Consider the following 17,487-nt stretch of genomic DNA (forward strand, 5'->3'; position numbering starts at 1 on the left):
ACGTGACGTATACTCGTGGCATGTCCGACGTCATGATCCGCGTGCCCGCCGAAGTCCGTGACCAGCTCGCCGCCGTGGCGGAGGCGCGTGGGACCAGTCTCCGTGCCCTTATGCAGGAGATAGCTGCTGAGACTCTGACCCCCGAGCAGATCAAGGAGCGGGCAGACCGCACCCGTGCCCTCCTTGCCGAGCGGTTCGGGCACTACGTGACGGATGAGGAATCCGCAGAGATGCGGCGCAAGATGCGGGAGGCCACTGCCGCTCACAGGGCTGCTCTCTCGGAGGCGGAGTCGTCCCGTTGAACCAGATCGAACACTACGTCCTCGACAGCCCCACACTGCTGGCCATGGGCGGCAACAAGCAGGTCTCCGGCCTCATCCATGCTGCGGCGTCCAGTGACGACGTGCGCCTGTGGGCGCCCGTCCTGTGCCTGTTGGATGCCGAGCGCGAGCGCGCGGGGATCGTGGCGCACGCGGGTGTACTGCTGGACGTACTCCGCCTCATCGACGACGACTACGCGATGGCCATGACCGTCGCCGAGCTCCTCCGCGACGGTGTCGCCTTCGGTGTCGCGGCAGCCGTACACGTGGCGCGACCGAACCCGCTGCTCCCTGAGGGGGCGCTGGTGACGACTGTTGTGCCGGAGGCCTACGACGGGCTGGCAGTCGGAGTCATGGACCTGAATCGCTGACAAGGCCCGACTCCGGCCGCGAGGGAGGAGCCGGCACGTCCCTTCTCCCTCGGTCAGTCTCGTCGACTGGCGGTCCTGCAGCAGGTGATCCACCTTGCCCGCCTTGATGTCCCGGATGAGCGTACGGAGGGCATCGCGGCTGTCGGTCAGGTAGTGCTCCTCCTGGCGATGGCGTGGATGAAGTCCCGCGATGCCTGCCGGTCCTGTGACTTGGTGGGGGACGGCACCACTGGCGTACAGCACCGAGTGACCCGCTCCCGGGAATGCGCCGGAGAAACTGGGTGTGCTGCGCCTCAACTGGCGGACCGCGAACCGCCGTGACCTCGCGGTGTTCAAGGAGATGATCTGCGCGGACCGCACGGACGCCGAGTTCCTGCGGGTGCACGTATCTGCGGTTCGGCAAGGACAGGACCGTAGCCACGGAGCTCCAGGACCGCATGATCGCGGAAGCCGACGAACTCAGCCCGGACAACCGCTTCACGGTCCACAACTTCCCGAACGCCGGCCACCTCGGCCCCGCGGACCCCACCCGCGTAACGGATCTCCTGCACGGCCTGCCCCTCTAGGCCTGTCCCGTCGGTAGCCCTGTCCCGTCGGCCGGTACGGGCTGTGGCCTGGTCTGCGGCTGGTGTCAGTGGGCCTCAGGAAACATTCGTCCCCGATCTAGACTCGCGCCATGAGCCTGCCCTCCCTCGCCGCCGACCTTGCGCCCACCGGTGTCCTGCGCGCCTCCATCAACCTCGGCAATCCCGTCCTCGCCCAGGGCACGCCGGACGCGCCGAGCGGCATCACCGTCGATCTCGCCCGGGAGATCGCTGCCCGGCTCGGTGTCCCCGTGGAGTTCCTCTGCTTCGACGCCGCACGGAAGTCGGTCGAGGCGATGGCCGGTGGGCAGGCCGATCTGTGTTTCCTCGCGATTGAGCCCGCCCGCGAGGCGGAGGTCGCGTTCACGGCCCCGTACGTGCTCATCGAGGGTGTGTACGCCGTGCCCCGGGGCTCCGAGCTGAAGACGCCCGAGGACGTCGACGCGCCGAGGGTCCGGATCGGGGTGAAGGCCGGCTCCGCGTACGATCTCTACCTCACCCGCACCCTGCGCCACGCCACCCTCGTTCGCGGTGACGAAGGCGTCGACATCTTCGCCGCGCAACGTCTGGAGGCGGGTGCGGGCATTCGGCAGCCGATGACCGCGTATGCCGACGCGCACCCCGAAGTCCGGCTGATCCACGAGAAGTTCATGGAGATCCGCCAGGCCGTCGGCACGACCACCACCCGGCGGCCGGAGACCGTCCGATTCCTGCGGGAGCTGATCGAGGAGCTCAAGGCCGACGGCTTCATCGCCGCGTCGCTGCGCGCCGCGGGGCAGCCCGAGACCCTGGCGGCCCCTTCGGCTCAGGCTTGACCTACCCGGCCACCACCTCCACCCGCACCCCGACCCGCAAACCCCACCCCGCCATCACCCCGGCCTCCGCCTCCAGCACATGCCGGGCCCGCACCCTCGGCAGTCCCAGCCGTCCCGGCGTCATGGTGCGTACGGCGATGACCTGAAGGTCGCGGTCGAGGTAGGCGACATCGATGGGGATGCGCATACGGAAGGTGTGCACGCTGTTGGCGGGGGAGAGCAGGATCGCCCCGTCGACGGAGTCACGGCCCAACAAGCCTCTGGTCCGGGCCCGATACGACGCCGCGATCTCCAGCGGAACGGAAACACGCCCCTGACCTCCATGGACGACCAACTTCCCCCGCCCATCACTCCACCGCCGCATACCGCCCCCTCACCCGGCCGCTGCCCCCGATGGGGCGGCTGACTCGTAAAGATGTTGTCCGACGCTGTCGCGGTCGGTAGGAAGTTCTCATGACTGGACTCGGTGCTGTGTTCCGCCCCCAACTTCCTCCCGAGCGACTGCGCGCGCTCGCCCAACTCGCCGACGAGACCGGGCTCGAAGAGCTCTGGCTGTGGGAGGACTGTTTCCGGGAGGGCGGGATCTCCACCGCGGCGGCCGCCCTCGCCTGGACCGAGCGGGTGCGCATCGGTGTCGGGCTGCTGCCCGTGCCGCTGCGGAATGTCGCCATCACCGCGATGGAGGCGGCCACGCTGCACAGGATGTTCCCCGGGCGGGCCATCCTGGGCGTCGGGCACGGCGTGCAGGACTGGATGGGGCAGGTCGGCGCGCGCGCCGAGTCGCCGCTCACGCTGCTCCGTGAGCATCTCGGCGCGCTGCGCGCCCTGTTGCGCGGGGAGCGGATCACGACCGACGGACGGTACGTCAAGCTCGACGACGTCGCCCTCGACTGGCCGCCGGACGGTGCCGTGGAGGTGCTCGCCGGGGCCACCGGGCCGCGCACCCTGAGGCTGTCCGGTGAGGCCGCGGACGGCACCGTCCTCACCGCCTCCACCGCGCCCGACGGCGTACGACGGGCGCGCGGACTCATCGACGAGGGGCGGCAGGCGGCCGGCCGCACCGACCCGCACAAGGTGACCGTCTACCTCCTCACCGCCACCGGCCCCAGCGCCGCCGCCCGGCTGCGCGCCGAGCTGGCGGACGAGGGCCTGGAGTCCGTCCCGGACCTCGGTGTCGCCGGGGACGCCGGCGCGGTCGCCAAGGCCGTCCAGCGACTCGCGGACGCCGGCGCCGACACGGTGATCCTCCAGCCGACCGCCGACGAACCGGACCCGGAGGGCTTCCTGCGGTTCACGGCGGAGGAAGTCCGGCCGCTGCTGCCGTGAACGACGTACGGGTCCGGTGCCGGTGACGGACGCCGACCTGGAGGCGTTCTTCGCGTTCGAGCAGGGCGAGCAGGGCGAGCAGGGCTAGGGGGGGCTAGGGGGGCGAGGATGCCGTCCGGCGGTCGGTGTTCACGCCCCGCCCGCCGCCGGCCGACCGGGTCGTCGACTCGTCCTCAGCGCCGAAAATCAGCAGCGCCCACTGACAACGCCCTGCGACGATCACTTCATGGCCGAGCAAGAGCAGAAACGCACCTTCGAAGAGCTCGTCGCCGAAGGCGCCGCCGTTCCCACCGAGGGCTGGGACTTCTCCTGGTTCGAGGGGAGGGCCATCGAGGCGCGGCCCTCCTGGGGGTACGCGAAGGCGATGGCCGGGCGGCTGGCCGGTGCGACCGCCGCGCTCGACCTCCACACCGGGGGAGGGGAGGTCCTGGACTTCGCTCTCGACACCGCCCCGAAGGCACCCGTGCTCACCGTCGCGACCGAGGGCTGGCCGCCGAACGTCGCCAAGGCCACCGCCCTGCTCCGCCCGCGCGGCGTAGCCGTCGTCGCCTCGCCCGAGGACGCGCCGCTGCCCTTCGCGGACGACACCTTCGACCTCGTCGTGAGCCGGCACCCCGTGCGCCCCGACTGGCCGGAGATCGCCCGTGTGCTTCAGCCCGGAGGCACGTACTTCGCCCAGCACGTGGGCCCCGGCAGCGCCTTCGAGCTCGTCGAGTCCTTCCTCGGGCCCCAGCCCGACCAGCGGCACAGCGCCCGCCACCCCGACCGGGAGAGCGAGGGCGCCGAGGCCGCGGGCCTGGAGATCGTCGACCTGCGGGCCGAGCGGCTCCGCATGGAGTTCCACGACATCGCCGCCGTCGTCCACTTCCTGCGCAAGGTGGTCTGGATGGTCCCCGGCTTCACGGTCCAGGCGTACGAGCCCCGACTTCGCGCGCTGCACGAGCGGATCGAGTCCGAAGGCCCCTTCGTCGCGCACAGCACCCGCCACCTCTTCGAGGCCAGCAAGCCAGGCCGGTGACCCTCACGCGTGCGGCCCCACCGTCACCTTCCCGATCACCAACTCCGCCCGGACCTCCAGAACTTCGCCCACCCGCGCCGCCTGCTCGCCCAACTCCCGCTCCTGCCGGGCCGTCAGGCTCCGGAGCGGCTCCACCGTGACGGTCGTACGCCGTCCCTGGCGGCGCTGGTGCCAGACCCCCGCCACCACCCCGTCGACCAGCAGCACCGGATAGTTCCCGGCCTGACCGCCCGCCAGGGCCCGCCGGTACGCCTCCCCGGGGAACAGCAGCTCGCGGGGCTGCGCGGCGATTCCGTACGCGTCGAAGTACGGCAGCAGCCGCACGCCCCGGACCGGCCCGTCGGGGAAGGCGGTGTCGCCGGCGACCACCCACGCGCGCTGGCCCTCGAAGACGACCTCCTCGATCTCGCCCGCCGCCGCCAGTTCCCCGAACAGCCCGCCGGCCCAACCGTTTGGCGCGGCCAGCCACTTGGCGAAAAACGCCGCCGTCGACGGCCCATAGGCGTGCAGATACCGCCGTACGAGCTCACGTACCGCCTTCCGCGGCGGCAGCGGTTCGAAGTGCGGCGGGCGGGTGTACGTCACCTTGCGGCCCCGGTTCGGCCCGAAGCACAGCGCGCCCGACTGGCCGGCCCGGTGCATCACCTGCCGCCAGCGCGGCCACAGGTCCTGGAACGCGGGCATCACCAGGTCACCGGCCCAGGAACCGGTGCGGGCGACGACCTCCTCGCCCAGTTCGTCGAGGGTCAGGCATGCGCCCTCGAGAGCGTCCCCGATCGCCGCCACGATCTGTCGGGCCTGCTCCTCACTGACCCGGACGTCCGCGGGGAAGGAACTCCCGCCGACCGGAACGGCCGGCAGCGCGGAGCACCACAGTGGCAGGTCGCCGGTGGCGAGCAGATGCACGGTCCCGCGCGGACCGTACGTCTTCACCAGCGAACGCTCCTCCCAGAGCGCCGTGCGTACGTCCACCCGTGTCGTATCGGTGCCCCGCATCCCCACGGACACCTCCGCCGCGGACAGCACCTGCGCGTGCGCGGCGAGCATCGCGCCGACGACGTCCGCGACCGGTGTACCGGCCTCGGCCGGCGCGACCAGGAACTGCCGGTCGAGCCGCCGCGCGCTCGCCTGGGTCCAAGTGATCTTCAAGGTCATGGCCCGACGGTAGGAGGCAATGAGGTCAGATTCTGTCCGCTTCCGCATTGTTATCCACAGCGGCTGGCGTTCCCTTCCACCCCTCGCGTAGGTTCAGACCAAGTCCATTCGCGCCAGCAAAGCTGTGCGGGCGGCACCGCGCAGTGGAGGGGGCTGCGCGGCGCCGCATCCCCTCGGTGGACGTCAAGGGGCCGTTCGTGGCCGGGGTCACCCGGGCGAGGGAACCCCCTTCCCTCACAGCTCCACCTCGAATCCACCCGGATCCGGCCATGAACCAGCCACGAAACCGTCCCCGAGTGCCCATCGCCCCGTTGCCGCCCGACTCCGGAGAGTAGTTGTGGCACGCCGATGCACGCAGCATCACTTACAAAGGGTTATGGTGGAAACCCCCCCTCGGGCCGGTCCGTCTCCCCCCCACGGACCGGCCCGTTTTTTCTGCGCACAAGGGGCCTTCTTCTCCGCGCACGGGGTGGCCTCTCAAAGGGACGGCACCTGTGCCCACCCAGGGGCGTGGGGCTGTGACATATGCGGCTCCGCCGCGTGGGCGCGACCAGCCCCGACGGACCCGCAGCCGCCAAAACGCAGAGGCATCCCAACCGAGGCGCCCCTGACCCACCCGCACCCGAAAAGACACGCCCACCGCGGCCCCGGTACCCTTCGCTTCGCGGGGACCGCCACCGCACGGAGGGGCTGACAATCACGTGAACCTGCGCGACACACTGCGCGGCCTGCTCGTCAGGCTGTACGCACGCCGGGTGGAAGGCCACCTGGACCACGCCCAGGTGCCCAAGCACATCGGCGTCATCGTGGACGGCAACCGGCGCTGGGCGAAGGCCGCGGGTTCCACCACCGCCCAGGGTCACCGGGCCGGTGCGGACAAGATCGAGGAGTTCCTCGGCTGGTGCACCGAGACGGACGTCGAGGTCGTCACCCTCTGGCTGTTCTCCACCGACAACTTCGGCCGGCCCCAGGAAGAGCTCGCCCCGCTCTTCGGGATCATCGAGGACACCGTCCGCTCCCTCGCCGCCGACGGCCGCTGGCGCGTGCACCACGTCGGCACGCTCGACATGCTGCCGCAGGGGATGCAGCGCACCATCAAGGAAGCCGAGGAGTCCACGGCGCACGTCGACGGAATACTGGTCAACGTCGCCATCGGCTACGGCGGCCGCCAGGAGATCGCCGACGCGGTCCGCTCGATGATCCTGGACGCCGCCGACAAGGGCACCTCGATGGAGCAGCTCGCCGAGTCCGTCGACATCGACATGATCGGCCGTCACCTCTACACCGGCGCCCAGCCCGACCCCGACCTCGTGATCCGTACCAGCGGTGAGCAGCGTCTGTCCGGATTCATGATGTGGCAGACCGCCCATTCGGAGTACTACTTCTGCGAGGTCTTCTGGCCGGCCTTCCGCAAGGTCGACTTCCTGCGCGCCCTGCGTGACTACGCGGCGCGCCACCGCCGTTACGGCGGCTGAGGAGCGTAATCCGGCGTTGTCCCGCGTGATCCGGCGCAGCCCGGTGCGATTCCCGCAAGGGCTCCGCAGTCTCCGAAGCGCGCCCGAGTACCCCCTTTTGGGGCGGAAGTAACAAGGAGTTCACCAGCGCGCCGTCATATGCGCTGGCATGGCACCGCATGTTCGAGGGCATAAGCCAAGCAGGTCGACACCCGAACCACGGGTGTCGGATCTCAGCGGGCGGCACGGGGCCGTCCGCCCGGGAGGCCCTTTGCACCAGCCCGATCGTGCGGTCACAGCACGGACGAAGAGGCGGAGGGCCGGTTTTCGGCCTGTGCAGGGCGGCCGTCGACCGGTCCAGCTCCACTCCGTCGCTCCCCGACCTCATCCGAGGGGGTACGTCCTTCCGTGGTGACCAGCACAAAGCGCCACAAGCCAGACCGGCGCACGTATGTTCTCGACACCAGCGTTCTGCTGGCCGACCCGCACGCCCTGAACCGCTTCGACGAGCACGAGGTCGTGCTCCCCATCGTCGTGGTGACGGAGTTGGAGGCCAAGCGGCACCATCCCGAACTCGGGTACTTCGCCCGGCAGGCACTGCGCCTGCTCGACGACTACCGGGTGCGGCACGGCCGTCTCGACGCCCCCATCCCGATCGGGGACCTCGGCGGGACCGTGCGTGTCGAGCTCAACCACTCGGACCCCAGCGTGCTGCCCAGCGGCTACCGCTTGGGGGACAACGACTCCCGCATCCTCGCGGTCGCCCGCAATCTGCAGGCCGAGGGATTCGACGTCACCGTCGTCTCGAAGGACCTGCCGCTCAGGATCAAGGCCTCGTCCGTCGGTCTCCTCGCCGAGGAGTACCGCGCCGAACTGGCCATCACGGACTCCTCCGGCTGGACCGGAATGTCCGAACTGACCCTGTCCGGCGAGCAGGTGGACATCCTCTTCGAGGAGGGCCATCTCCACGTCCCCGAGGCCGCCGACCTGCCCGTGCACACCGGTCTGACCATCCAGTCCGAGCGCGGCAAGGCGCTGGGCCGGGTGTCGCCGGAGGGCAACATCCGGGTGGTGCGCGGGGATCGTGAGGCGTTCGGCATCAAGGGCCGGAGCGCGGAGCAGCGCATCGCGCTGGACCTCCTCCTCGACCCGGATGTCGGGATCGTCTCGATGGGCGGCCGGGCCGGCACCGGCAAGTCGGCGCTGGCGCTGTGCGCGGGGCTGGAGGCGGTCCTGGAGCGCCGTCAGCACCAGAAGGTGATGGTCTTCCGGCCGCTGTACGCGGTGGGCGGGCAGGAGCTCGGCTATCTGCCCGGCTCCGAGGCCGAGAAGATGAGCCCCTGGGCGCAGGCGGTCTTCGACACGCTGTCGGCGGTCACCTCCCGCGAGGTCATCGAGGAGGTCACCGCGCGCGGGATGCTGGAGGTCCTCCCGCTGACCCACATCCGCGGCCGCTCCCTCCACGACGCGTTCGTGATCGTGGACGAGGCGCAGTCACTGGAGAGGAACGTCCTGCTGACCGTTCTGTCCCGAATCGGCGCGAATTCACGGGTGATTCTCACCCATGACGTGGCCCAGCGGGACAATCTGAGGGTGGGTCGGTACGACGGTGTCGTCGCCGTCGTCGAGAAACTGAAGGGACATCCGCTCTTCGCCCACATCACGCTGACGCGGTCCGAAAGGTCCCAGATCGCGGCCCTTGTGACCGAAATGCTGGAAGACGGGCACATCTGACCCACGCACCCCATCTCGGGGTGGTTACGCAGCAGTTGGCGCCGTCCGGGAAAGGCAGTGAGCCTAGCCGGGCGGCGCCTTCGCGCGTGGAGCTTTCTCAGAATCCCCTGGGTCAAACAGGATGTGAGCTTTCACACGCAACGCAGAATTGCCTTGCGGCGTCCGGTTACGGCAGAGTCTCACTCCTGTCAGGCCCCGCATACGACACACCTGTACCCCCAGCGGTACGGCACAACAGAAGCACCACCATCAACTGCATATGGCTGTCGTATGCCGCCCGAGTTACCACGCGGCGCTCCCCGCAAGGGAGTTGCCCACCGGGCCCGCGCCTCCCGTGACCCCGTAGTTGGGGAGGCCAGTGCCAGGGGCACGATTGCGTCCGCCAGGGTCACCGAAGCGGGCGATGCTGGAAGGAAACCGTGTGAGCCCGATTTCGGTCCGGGGATTCGCAGTGGCCTCGGCCACGGCGGTCACCGCTGTCGGAAGCGTCGTCGGAGTTGCTTCGGGCAGCACCGCGCAGAACAACAACGACGCCGAGACGACGGCAGCCGACTCGACGCTCCTCGCGGACATACCCGCGGGTCAGCAGGCTCAGGTGCAGACCGCGTCCCTCACGCAGCAGGCCAACGCACAGGCCATCGCCGCGGACGCGAGCGCCAAGAAGGTCGCGGAGGAGTCGGCCCGCAAGGAGGCCGCCAAGACCGCCCGGGAGAAGAAGGAAGCCGCCGAGAAGGCGGCGCAGGAGGCCAAGGAACGGGCCGAGGCCAAGGCGAAGGCCGCCAAGGACCCGTCCGACTTCCCCGTCTACAGCTCGTACTCCATCTCGCAGATCCAGTCGATGGCGGCGCAGGTGGTGCCCAGCGGGCAGTTCCAGTGCTTCAGCAACATCGTGGACCACGAGTCCAGCTGGAACTACAAGGCGGTCAACCCCTCCTCCGGGGCCTACGGCCTCTTCCAGGCCCTGCCGGCCTCCAAGTACTCGTCCGTCGGCTCCGACTGGCGGACCAACCCGGCAACGCAGATCAAGTGGGGCCTCAACTACATGAACGACCGGTACGGCAGCCCCTGTGAAGCCTGGACCTTCTGGCAGGCCAACCGCTGGTACTGAGTCTTCGCGCCGTCGGCCTCTCGCGACCGGCCTCGTCTCAACCTCGCGCAGCCCCTCCCCGTCCTTAGGGGAGGGGCTTTCGCCCTGTACGGTCTGACGGGACGACTCCGGGGGAGTGGTGGGGAGAGACGGGGGAAGAGGACGGATCATGTCGCGAGTGCCAGGGTGGCTCGGCCGGGTCGGCGCCGGACTGACCGCGGTCAGTAATCGGTTGGACGAACGCCGCGCCGAGGTGGAGCGGGAGAACGCCGAGGCCGAACCGCCTCCGCCCGCCGACCAGGCCCCACCGCCCGCCGACCACGTTCCGCCGCCACCGGAGCACGCTCCCGCGGTCGCCGCGCGACCTGACCCCGCGCACGCCGTGCCGTGGGGAATGCGGGTGGCGGCGGAGGCCGGCTGGCGGCTGCTCGTCCTCGCGGGCACGCTCTGGGTCCTGATGCGGGTCATCAGCGCCGTACAGCTGGTGGTGCTGGCGTTCGTGGCGGCGCTGCTCATCACGGCCCTGCTGCAGCCGGCGGTGGCCCGCCTGATGCGGATCGGCTTTCCGCGCGGTCTGGCCACCGCCCTCACGGCGATCCTCGGCTTCGTCATCATGGGCCTGATCGGCTGGTTCGTGACCTGGCAGGTCATGGAGAACATCGACAACCTCTCCGACCAGGTCCAGGACGGCATCGACGAGTTGCGCAAGTGGCTGTTGAACAGCCCCTTCCACGTCACCGACAAGCAGATCAACGACATCGCCGAGAACCTGCGAGAGGCGGTCGGCGCGAACACCGACCAGATCACGTCGGCGGGCCTGGAGGGCGTCACGGTCGTCGTCGAGGCGCTGACCGGCATCCTGCTCGCGGTGTTCTCGACGCTCTTCCTCCTCTACGACGGCCGGCGCATCTGGGAGTGGACGCTCAAGCTCGTGCCGGCGGCGGCGCGGCCCGGGGTGGCGGGTGCGGGCCCGAGGGCGTGGCGGACGCTGACGGCCTATGTCCGCGGCACGGTGATAGTGGCGTTGATCGACGCGATCTTCATCGGCATCGGCATCTACTTCCTGGACGTGCCGATGGCCGTGCCCCTGGCCGTCTTCATCTTCCTCTTCTCCTTCATCCCGCTCGTCGGCGCGGTGGCCTCGGGCGCCCTGGCCGTGGTGGTGGCCCTGGTGACGCAGGGCGTGTTCACGGCGGTGATGACGCTGGCGGTGGTGCTGGCGGTGCAGCAGATCGAGGGCCACATCCTGCAGCCGTTCATCCTGGGCCGCGCGGTGCGGGTGCACCCGCTGGCGGTGGTCCTGTCGGTCGCGGCGGGCGGGATGGTCGCGGGGATCGGCGGCGCGGTGGTGGCGGTGCCGCTGGTGGCGGTGACGAACACGGTGGTCGGCTATCTGCGGGCGTACTCCCACGAGGCGGCGCTGAAGCAGTCGCCCAGGCGGGGGGTGGCTACGACACCGACGGCCCCCGAACCACCGAACGCGCCCCCGGCGCCGTAGCGCAGGCTCACTGGCCCGACTCGGTCGGCCAAGAGGTGCCCCTCTGAGGGCTCCGCCCCCAGACCCCCGAGCCTTCGCTCACCCACCACCCGACTCGGTGGGTCGAGGGGTCACCACCCGGCCGGAGGCCGTATTCACCAACCGAGTCGGGTGGTGGGAAAAAGCCGAGGCCCCGCCCACCACATGGGTGAACGGGACCCCAGAACCACAACCGGAGTTACTCCCCCAGCACCGCTTCCGCATCCAGCGTCACGCCGACCGCCTGGATCACCGAGGCGATCTTGAACGCCTCCTGGATCACCTCACGGTCCACCCCCGCCTTCCGCAGCACCTGCTCATGCGAGTCGAGGCACATCCCGCAACCGTTGATCGCCGAGACCGCGAACGACCACAGCTCGAAGTCGACCTTGTCGACACCGGGGTTGCCGATCACGTTCATCCGGAGACCGGCCCGCAGGTTGCCGTACCCGTGGTCCGACAGCAGATGCCGCGTGCGGTAGAAGACGTTGTTCATCGCCATCACAGCGGCCGCGGCCTTCGCCGCCGTGTACGCCTCCGGCGACAGGTTCGCCTTCGCCTCCGGCTCCAGCTCCCGCAGCACGATCGGGGACCGCGAGGCGATCGCCGTCGCCAGCACCGTGCCCCACAACTGCTGCGCCGGCAGCTCGGAGTCGCCGATGACCGAGCCCAGGTTGAGCTTCAGGTCCTTGGCGTAGTCCGGTATCGCGGACTTCAGGGAATCCAGCGACATAGGATCACTCACCCGCCAGCAGCTTGACGGGGTCCAGCGTCTCGTCGCCCTTGCTCCAGTTGCACGGGCAGAGCTCGTCCGTCTGGAGCGCGTCGAGGACCCGGAGGACCTCCTTCGGGTTACGGCCCACCGAACCCGCGGTCACCATGGAGAACTGGATCTCGTTGTTCTGGTCGACGACGAAGACCGCACGCTTGGCGAAGCCGTCCTCGTCCTCGATGCCGAGGTCGCGCATCAGCTCGTGCTTGGAGTCGGCCATCATCGGGAACGGCAGGTCCCGCAGGTCGTCGTGGTCCTTGCGCCAGGCGTGGTGGACGAACTCGGAGTCGCCGGAGAAGCCGAGGACCTGGGCGTCGCGGTCGGCGAACTCCTCGTTCAGTTTGCCGAAGGCGGCGATCTCGGTCGGGCACACGAAGGTGAAGTCCTTGGGCCACGCGAAGATCACCTTCCACTTGCCTTCATAGGTCTTGTGGTTGATCTTCTCGAACTCCGCGCCCTTCTCCAGTGAGACGCAGGCGGTCAGTTCGAACTCGGGGAACTTGTCACCGACAGTGAGCACAGGCTCTCCTTGCAGCGAAGAAACACCCGATATGTGCCAGGTGTTTCCCATGGGTTGGACGATCCCGATGGTGGCACAGGGTGCATTGATTATGGAAATAGCTACACTCGGTCGAGTTGATCGGAGGTGGCTATTAGTGACCGTGGGTGAAGCATGACCCTGAACAAGAAGAGGCAGCCCAGTCTCGCCCAGCTGCGCGCCTTCGCCGCCGTCGCCGAGCACCTCCACTTCCGGGACGCGGCCGCCGCGATCGGCATGAGCCAGCCGGCCCTCTCGGGCGCCGTCTCCGCCCTGGAGGAGACCCTCGGTGTCACCCTGCTGGAGCGCACCACCCGCAAGGTGCTGCTCTCACCCGCAGGCGAGCGGCTCGCCGTACGCGCCAAGGCCGTACTGGAGGAAGTCGGGGCGCTGTTGGAGGAGGCGGAGGCCGTCCGGGCGCCGTTCACGGGCGTCCTGCGCCTCGGCGTCATCCCCACCGTCGCGCCCTACCTCCTGCCCACCGTCATCGGGCTGGTCCACGACCGCTACCCGGACCTCGACCTCCAGGTCCACGAGGAGCAGACCGCCAATCTCATCGAGGGACTCACCAGCGGACGCCTCGACCTGCTGCTGCTCGCCGTGCCCCTCGGCGTCCCGGGCGTAGTCGAACTCCCCCTCTTCGACGAGGACTTCGTGCTCGTCGCCCCCCTCGACCACTGGCTCGGCGGTCGCGAGGGCATCCCGCGCGAGGCCCTGAAGGAGCTCAACCTGCTGCTCCTGGACGAGGGTCACTGCCTGCGCGACCAGGCCCTGGACATCTGCCGGGAGGCGGGCCGCGAGGACGCGCCGGTGACGACGACCGCGGCCGGGCTCGCCACCCTCGTCCAGCTGGTCGCCGGCGGCCTCGGCGTCACGCTGCTCCCGCGCACCGCCCTCAAGGTCGAGACGACCCGCAGCGATCAGCTCCTCACCGGCTACTTCGCCGACCCCGCCCCGACCCGCCGCATCGCCCTCGCCATGCGGACAGGGGCGGCGCGCGGTGCCGAGTACGAGGAACTGGCGGCCGCCCTGCGCACGGCCCTGCGCCCGCTGCCGGTACGGGTGTTGGACGCCGACGCCTGAGAACGGCCGTAGGGGAGACGGTCGTAGCAGAGACGGCCCTGGGACACACGGCCGTACACAAGCCACCGGCCCCTCCCGGAAGAGAGGGGCCGGCCGTCAGTGGCTCACTCCGTGCGCAGGCCGTCCGGCCGCATCAGCCGCAGCAGCGGCGGCAGGCTGAGCAGCGTCACCACCAGGACGACCGCCGCGCCGACGCCTGTCATCGACAGCACGCTCGGCCAGTCCAAGCGCACCGCGTTGTCCGTCATCCGCAGCAGCACAGCGCCCAGCGTCATCCCCACCGCCGACGCCAGCAGCAGGCCCAGCGCGATCGGGATCGCCGTCTGCCAGAGCACCGACAGGCTCAGCGTGCTGCGCCGGGTGCCGAAGGCGACCAGGGACGACAGGAGCTTCTTGCGCTCGCGCAGCTGCTCCAGCTGCGACACCAGCAGGCTCGCCCCGATCAGCGCCAGCACGCACGTGGCGCCCGCGAACAGGCCGGTGCGGATGGCGGTGTACCGGTTGGCCCGCTCGACCGAGCGCCAGACCATGGGCTCGGTCATCGGGTCGATGCTCGCCGCCGTGTTCCGCACCAGGTCGCGCACGTCCGGCACGGACTCGTCGAGGTTGAGATACAGCTCCCCGCGCAGCGTCGGCGCGGCCGCCGCGGGCAGCGCGCTCGGGGTGATCAGGAAGCCGCCGCGCCGCATGCCGGTCGGGTCCTCGCGGCTCTGCGCCTGCTTCAGGCCCGACGGCAGTACCCAGGGGGTCTCCGCGGTCTTCGGGTCGCCCTCGTAGGACGGGTCGAAGTACAGCGTGCGGCCTGCCTTCGCCAGCTTCGGGGTGTCGGTGTCGTACTCGGCACCCCGTACGGCGAACACGTCGCCCTCCCGGCACGAGGGCAGGTCGGCGACCTCCCGCAGCGACGCGCAGTCCCCGACGGCGACCGAGGCGCCCAGCTGGGGATCCCTGGGCCGGTCGCCGAGATAGCCCTCGGAGTACGCGTAGATCTTGCGCACGCCCTCGGTCCGCCGGAGCTTCTCGGCGGCCTCGTCGAGCGGCATCTCACCCGGCGTCACCGACACCTGCATCTGCGCCAGCGAGACGTCGTAGCCGGTGTCCTTCGTGTAGTTGCCCTCCACCCCGGCGAACAGCATCTGCAGCGCGATCGCCCCGGCCACCGCGACCGCGATGCCGTTGACCATGCGGGCCGCCGTACCGCTGCTCAACTGGAGCCTGCGCACGGCAAGTTGCCAGGCCACGCCGCCTCCGCCGAGCCGGCCGACGACCCTCTCGACGATCCACGGCAGCAGCGCGGTCACGCCGATGAGCAGCAGCATGACGCCGCCGATGACCAGGTACTGGTTGAAGTCGCCGTCGCCGCGGCCCTGCCCGATCATCGGGTAGAGCAGGCCGAGTCCGGCCAGCGGCAGCAGCAGCCGCCACCACAGCCGGCGCCGCGCGGGCTTCGCCGTACGCACCACGCCGAGCGGCTCGATCACCACTCCCCGCAGCGCGAACAGCGTGACCAGAACGGCGGCGGCGGGCACCGCGAGACCGACCAGCAGGGCCAGCGCGGGGGAGGGGTTGAGATAGCTAGGGAACACGCTGACCTCGAAGACCTCCACCGATCCCGCCACCTGACGGCCGATCAGGAAGAAGCCCGCGCCGAGGACCAGCCCGAGCACCGCGCCCGCGAGTGCCTCACCGGCGGCGATTCGCCGGGTCATCCGGCTGTCGGAGCCCACCAGCCTGAGCGCCGCCAGCCGCCGGTCACGCCGCTCGCCGCCGAACCGTACGGCCGCGGCGATGAAGACGGCGACCGGCATCAGCAGCACGACGAAGACCACGAGGATCAGCAGGAGCAGGACGGGGTCCATCTCCTCGGACGTCGACCGGGACTTCCCGAACTGGTCGATCCGGCCCACCTCGCCGTCTCCGAGCGCGTCGGCGAGGCCCTGGCCACCCCGGTAGAAGGCGAGTTCGGCCGAGCCGACCAGCCCGCTCTCGCCGATCGTGCCGACGATCCGCTGCGGCAGCCGCTCCCGCAGCAGCTTCCCGGAGCCGGACTCCAGGAGGTCCATCAGCGCGGGGGAGACCACCATCTCGCCCTGCGCCGGGAACTTCTCCACCCCCGGCGGCAGCGGCGCCCGCGGCCCCTCCGGCTCCAGCTCCCGCCCTCGGACGTCCTTGTCGCGGAACGTCGTACCGACGTTCGCGATCAGGAGCGAGTGGTCCGACCTGGACACCTTGGTGTCGGTGTCGCCGTAGAGGAGGTCGGTGCGGGCGGCCTCCCGGTCGTCCCGCACCGACAGCGCGTTCGGGATCGCGGTGGTCAGCAGCAACAGCGCCACCCCGAGTCCCACGCCGACGGCCGTCAGCAGGGCCCGGACCCATCCCTCACGCCCGCCGCCGAAGGCGAACCGGACCCCCATGGCCAGATCCGCGGCCCACTGCCGCACGCTCATACGATCCGCTCCATGTCCCGGGACTTCCCGTCCCGTACGACGATCTCGCGGTCGGAGTACGCGGCCACCCGCGCCTCGTGCGTGACCAGCACGACGGCGGCGTTGGTGGACCGGGCGGCGTCCGTGAGCAGCTCCATCACGCGCTCGCCGTTGAGCGAGTCGAGCGCGCCGGTCGGCTCGTCCGCGAACAGCACCCGCGGACTGGTGACCAGCGACCGCGCGACCGCGACCCGCTGCCCCTGCCCGCCGGACACCTCACCGGGCCGCTTCTTGCGCAGGTCGTCGACCTCCAGCCGCTCCATCCACGACAGGGCGGTCCGCTCGGCCTCCTTGCGGGAGGTGCCGTTCAGCCGGAGCGGCAGGGCCACGTTCTCGACGCAGGTCAACTCGGGCACCAGCTGCCCGAACTGGAACACGAACCCGAACTCGCTGCGCCTGAGCGCACTGCGCTGGGCGTCGTTCATGGTGGCCATCTCCCGGCCCTGGTACGTGATCGACCCGGAGTCGGGCGGCACGATCCCGGCGAGGCAGTGCAGCAGCGTCGACTTGCCGGACCCGGACGGGCCCATCACCGCGACGATCTCACCGGGATGAATGGAGAACTCGGCGCCGTCGAGCGCCAGGGTCGGCCCGTAGGCCTTGCGCAGTTGCTCGGCCGCGAGCAGGGAACCGGCGGGAGGGGTCACTTGGTCACCGCCTCGGCGAGCTTGTCGAGCCGCGCGGCGGTGAGCTCCAGCCAGCGCAGATCGGCCTCGAGATGGAACAGCGCGTGGTCGCAGATGAGCTGGTCGGCCAGATCACCCTTCCTCTTGCGTTCGGTGAGCATCCGCATCATGCGCAGGTGCTCGGCGCGCTGCGTGTCGAGGATGTCGGCCGCGTCGCGCCGGGTGAGCAGCGCGAGGACGACCTTGGTGTACAGCGTGGACTGCAGATACGGCTCGGGCTTCTCCGGCGTGGCGAGCCACTGCTGTACGTCGGTGATCCCGGCCTCGGTGATCGCGTACCGCTTGCGCTCCGGTCCGCCGCCGGGCTCGATCCCGTCGACCTCGACGAGCCCGTTCTTCAACAGGCGGGACATCGTCGAGTAGACCTGGCCGTAGTGCAGCGGCCGGTCGTGACCGAACTTCTCGTCGAAGGCCCGCTTCAGGTCGTAGCCGTGACGCGGGCCGGACTCCAGGAGCCCTAGAAGGGTGTGACCGATGGACATGGGAGGACTGTACATGCGGTGTATACGCCGGATGTATACGTCGAGTGTTTAGAGCGGGGC

The 17,487-nt window shown here is 70.0% G+C and carries 17 protein-coding genes and 1 pseudogene; 11 read left to right on the forward strand and 7 right to left on the reverse strand.

Annotated features, from left to right (window positions below):
* Positions 1-20 precede the first annotated feature (20 nt).
* The 4 genes and pseudogenes from ABT063_RS27360 (at position 21) to ABT063_RS27375 (ending at position 2,090) form a co-directional block, all read left to right on the forward strand.
* Positions 21-302, forward strand: a complete 282-nt coding sequence (locus ABT063_RS27360) for an Arc family DNA-binding protein (protein WP_351061580.1) — start codon at positions 21-23, stop codon at positions 300-302.
* Positions 299-691: a PIN domain-containing protein gene (locus ABT063_RS27365; RefSeq protein WP_351061583.1), complete on the forward strand. Its 393-nt coding sequence runs from the start codon at positions 299-301 to the stop codon at positions 689-691. Before ABT063_RS27360 ends, ABT063_RS27365 begins: the two co-directional genes overlap by 4 nt.
* A gap of 268 nt (positions 692-959) precedes the next feature.
* Positions 960-1,257, forward strand: a pseudogene (locus ABT063_RS27370) (alpha/beta hydrolase); the annotation flags it as partial.
* Positions 1,258-1,367: 110 nt separating this feature from the next.
* The gene (locus tag ABT063_RS27375) at positions 1,368-2,090 is read left to right on the forward strand and encodes a transporter substrate-binding domain-containing protein (protein ID WP_351061585.1); all 723 of its coding nucleotides are present in this window, start codon (positions 1,368-1,370) and stop codon (positions 2,088-2,090) included.
* A gap of 1 nt (position 2,091) precedes the next feature.
* Here the strand turns inward: ABT063_RS27375 and ABT063_RS27380 are convergent, their stop codons facing one another.
* Positions 2,092-2,454 (reverse strand): DUF192 domain-containing protein, encoded by a 363-nt coding sequence (locus ABT063_RS27380; protein ID WP_351061588.1) that lies wholly within the window; start codon positions 2,452-2,454, stop codon positions 2,092-2,094.
* An 89-nt stretch (positions 2,455-2,543) separates the two neighbouring features.
* Between ABT063_RS27380 and ABT063_RS27385 the strand changes: the two genes are divergently transcribed.
* On the forward strand, positions 2,544-3,416 hold the full coding sequence (locus ABT063_RS27385) for an LLM class flavin-dependent oxidoreductase (RefSeq protein ID WP_351061590.1): 873 nt from the start codon (positions 2,544-2,546) through the stop codon (positions 3,414-3,416).
* Between the two features lie 226 nt (positions 3,417-3,642).
* Positions 3,643-4,434, forward strand: a complete 792-nt coding sequence (locus tag ABT063_RS27390) for a class I SAM-dependent methyltransferase (protein ID WP_351061593.1) — start codon at positions 3,643-3,645, stop codon at positions 4,432-4,434.
* A gap of 3 nt (positions 4,435-4,437) precedes the next feature.
* Here ABT063_RS27390 and ABT063_RS27395 read toward each other — a convergent pair whose 3' ends face one another.
* On the reverse strand, positions 4,438-5,589 hold the full coding sequence (locus ABT063_RS27395) for a winged helix DNA-binding domain-containing protein (protein WP_351061596.1): 1,152 nt from the start codon (positions 5,587-5,589) through the stop codon (positions 4,438-4,440).
* A gap of 701 nt (positions 5,590-6,290) precedes the next feature.
* On the opposite strand from ABT063_RS27395, the gene ABT063_RS27400 reads away from it, so the two are divergent.
* From ABT063_RS27400 to ABT063_RS27415, 4 genes are all read left to right on the forward strand, one after another.
* Positions 6,291-7,064 carry an isoprenyl transferase gene (locus ABT063_RS27400; RefSeq protein WP_351061599.1) on the forward strand — a complete coding sequence of 258 codons (774 nt, stop codon included), beginning with the start codon at positions 6,291-6,293 and terminating at the stop codon, positions 7,062-7,064.
* Between the two features lie 387 nt (positions 7,065-7,451).
* Positions 7,452-8,777: an RNA 5'-3' helicase PhoH2 gene (gene phoH2 / locus ABT063_RS27405; protein ID WP_351061602.1), complete on the forward strand. Its 1,326-nt coding sequence runs from the start codon at positions 7,452-7,454 to the stop codon at positions 8,775-8,777.
* Positions 8,778-9,198: 421 nt separating this feature from the next.
* Positions 9,199-9,885: an aggregation-promoting factor C-terminal-like domain-containing protein gene (locus tag ABT063_RS27410; protein WP_351061605.1), complete on the forward strand. Its 687-nt coding sequence runs from the start codon at positions 9,199-9,201 to the stop codon at positions 9,883-9,885.
* Positions 9,886-10,033: 148 nt separating this feature from the next.
* Positions 10,034-11,362 carry an AI-2E family transporter gene (locus ABT063_RS27415; RefSeq protein ID WP_351061607.1) on the forward strand — a complete coding sequence of 443 codons (1,329 nt, stop codon included), beginning with the start codon at positions 10,034-10,036 and terminating at the stop codon, positions 11,360-11,362.
* A 217-nt stretch (positions 11,363-11,579) separates the two neighbouring features.
* Here the strand turns inward: ABT063_RS27415 and ABT063_RS27420 are convergent, their stop codons facing one another.
* Positions 11,580-12,113, reverse strand: a complete 534-nt coding sequence (locus ABT063_RS27420) for an alkyl hydroperoxide reductase (RefSeq protein WP_351061610.1) — start codon at positions 12,111-12,113, stop codon at positions 11,580-11,582.
* Positions 12,114-12,117: 4 nt separating this feature from the next.
* Positions 12,118-12,672, reverse strand: a complete 555-nt coding sequence (locus tag ABT063_RS27425; protein ID WP_095753810.1) for a peroxiredoxin — start codon at positions 12,670-12,672, stop codon at positions 12,118-12,120.
* 153 nt (positions 12,673-12,825) lie between these two features.
* On the opposite strand from ABT063_RS27425, the gene ABT063_RS27430 reads away from it, so the two are divergent.
* A complete protein-coding gene (locus ABT063_RS27430; RefSeq protein ID WP_351061614.1) occupies positions 12,826-13,773 on the forward strand; it encodes a LysR substrate-binding domain-containing protein in 948 nt (315 codons plus the stop codon).
* Between the two features lie 104 nt (positions 13,774-13,877).
* Here the strand turns inward: ABT063_RS27430 and ABT063_RS27435 are convergent, their stop codons facing one another.
* Genes ABT063_RS27435 through ABT063_RS27445 form a run of 3 tightly spaced genes read right to left on the reverse strand, consistent with a single transcriptional unit; the run spans position 13,878 to position 17,427 of the window.
* Positions 13,878-16,220, reverse strand: coding sequence for an ABC transporter permease (locus tag ABT063_RS27435; RefSeq protein WP_351061617.1), 2,343 nt, complete (start codon positions 16,218-16,220; stop codon positions 13,878-13,880).
* Positions 16,217-16,906: an ABC transporter ATP-binding protein gene (locus ABT063_RS27440; RefSeq protein WP_351061619.1), complete on the reverse strand. Its 690-nt coding sequence runs from the start codon at positions 16,904-16,906 to the stop codon at positions 16,217-16,219. The genes ABT063_RS27435 and ABT063_RS27440 overlap by 4 nt, the downstream gene beginning before the upstream one ends.
* Positions 16,903-17,427, reverse strand: a complete 525-nt coding sequence (locus ABT063_RS27445) for a PadR family transcriptional regulator (RefSeq protein ID WP_351061622.1) — start codon at positions 17,425-17,427, stop codon at positions 16,903-16,905. Before ABT063_RS27445 ends, ABT063_RS27440 begins: the two co-directional genes overlap by 4 nt.
* Positions 17,428-17,487: the final 60 nt, after the last annotated feature.

Source organism: Streptomyces sp. NPDC002838 (genome assembly GCF_040295365.1).
Classification (GTDB): Bacteria; Actinomycetota; Actinomycetes; order Streptomycetales; family Streptomycetaceae; genus Streptomyces.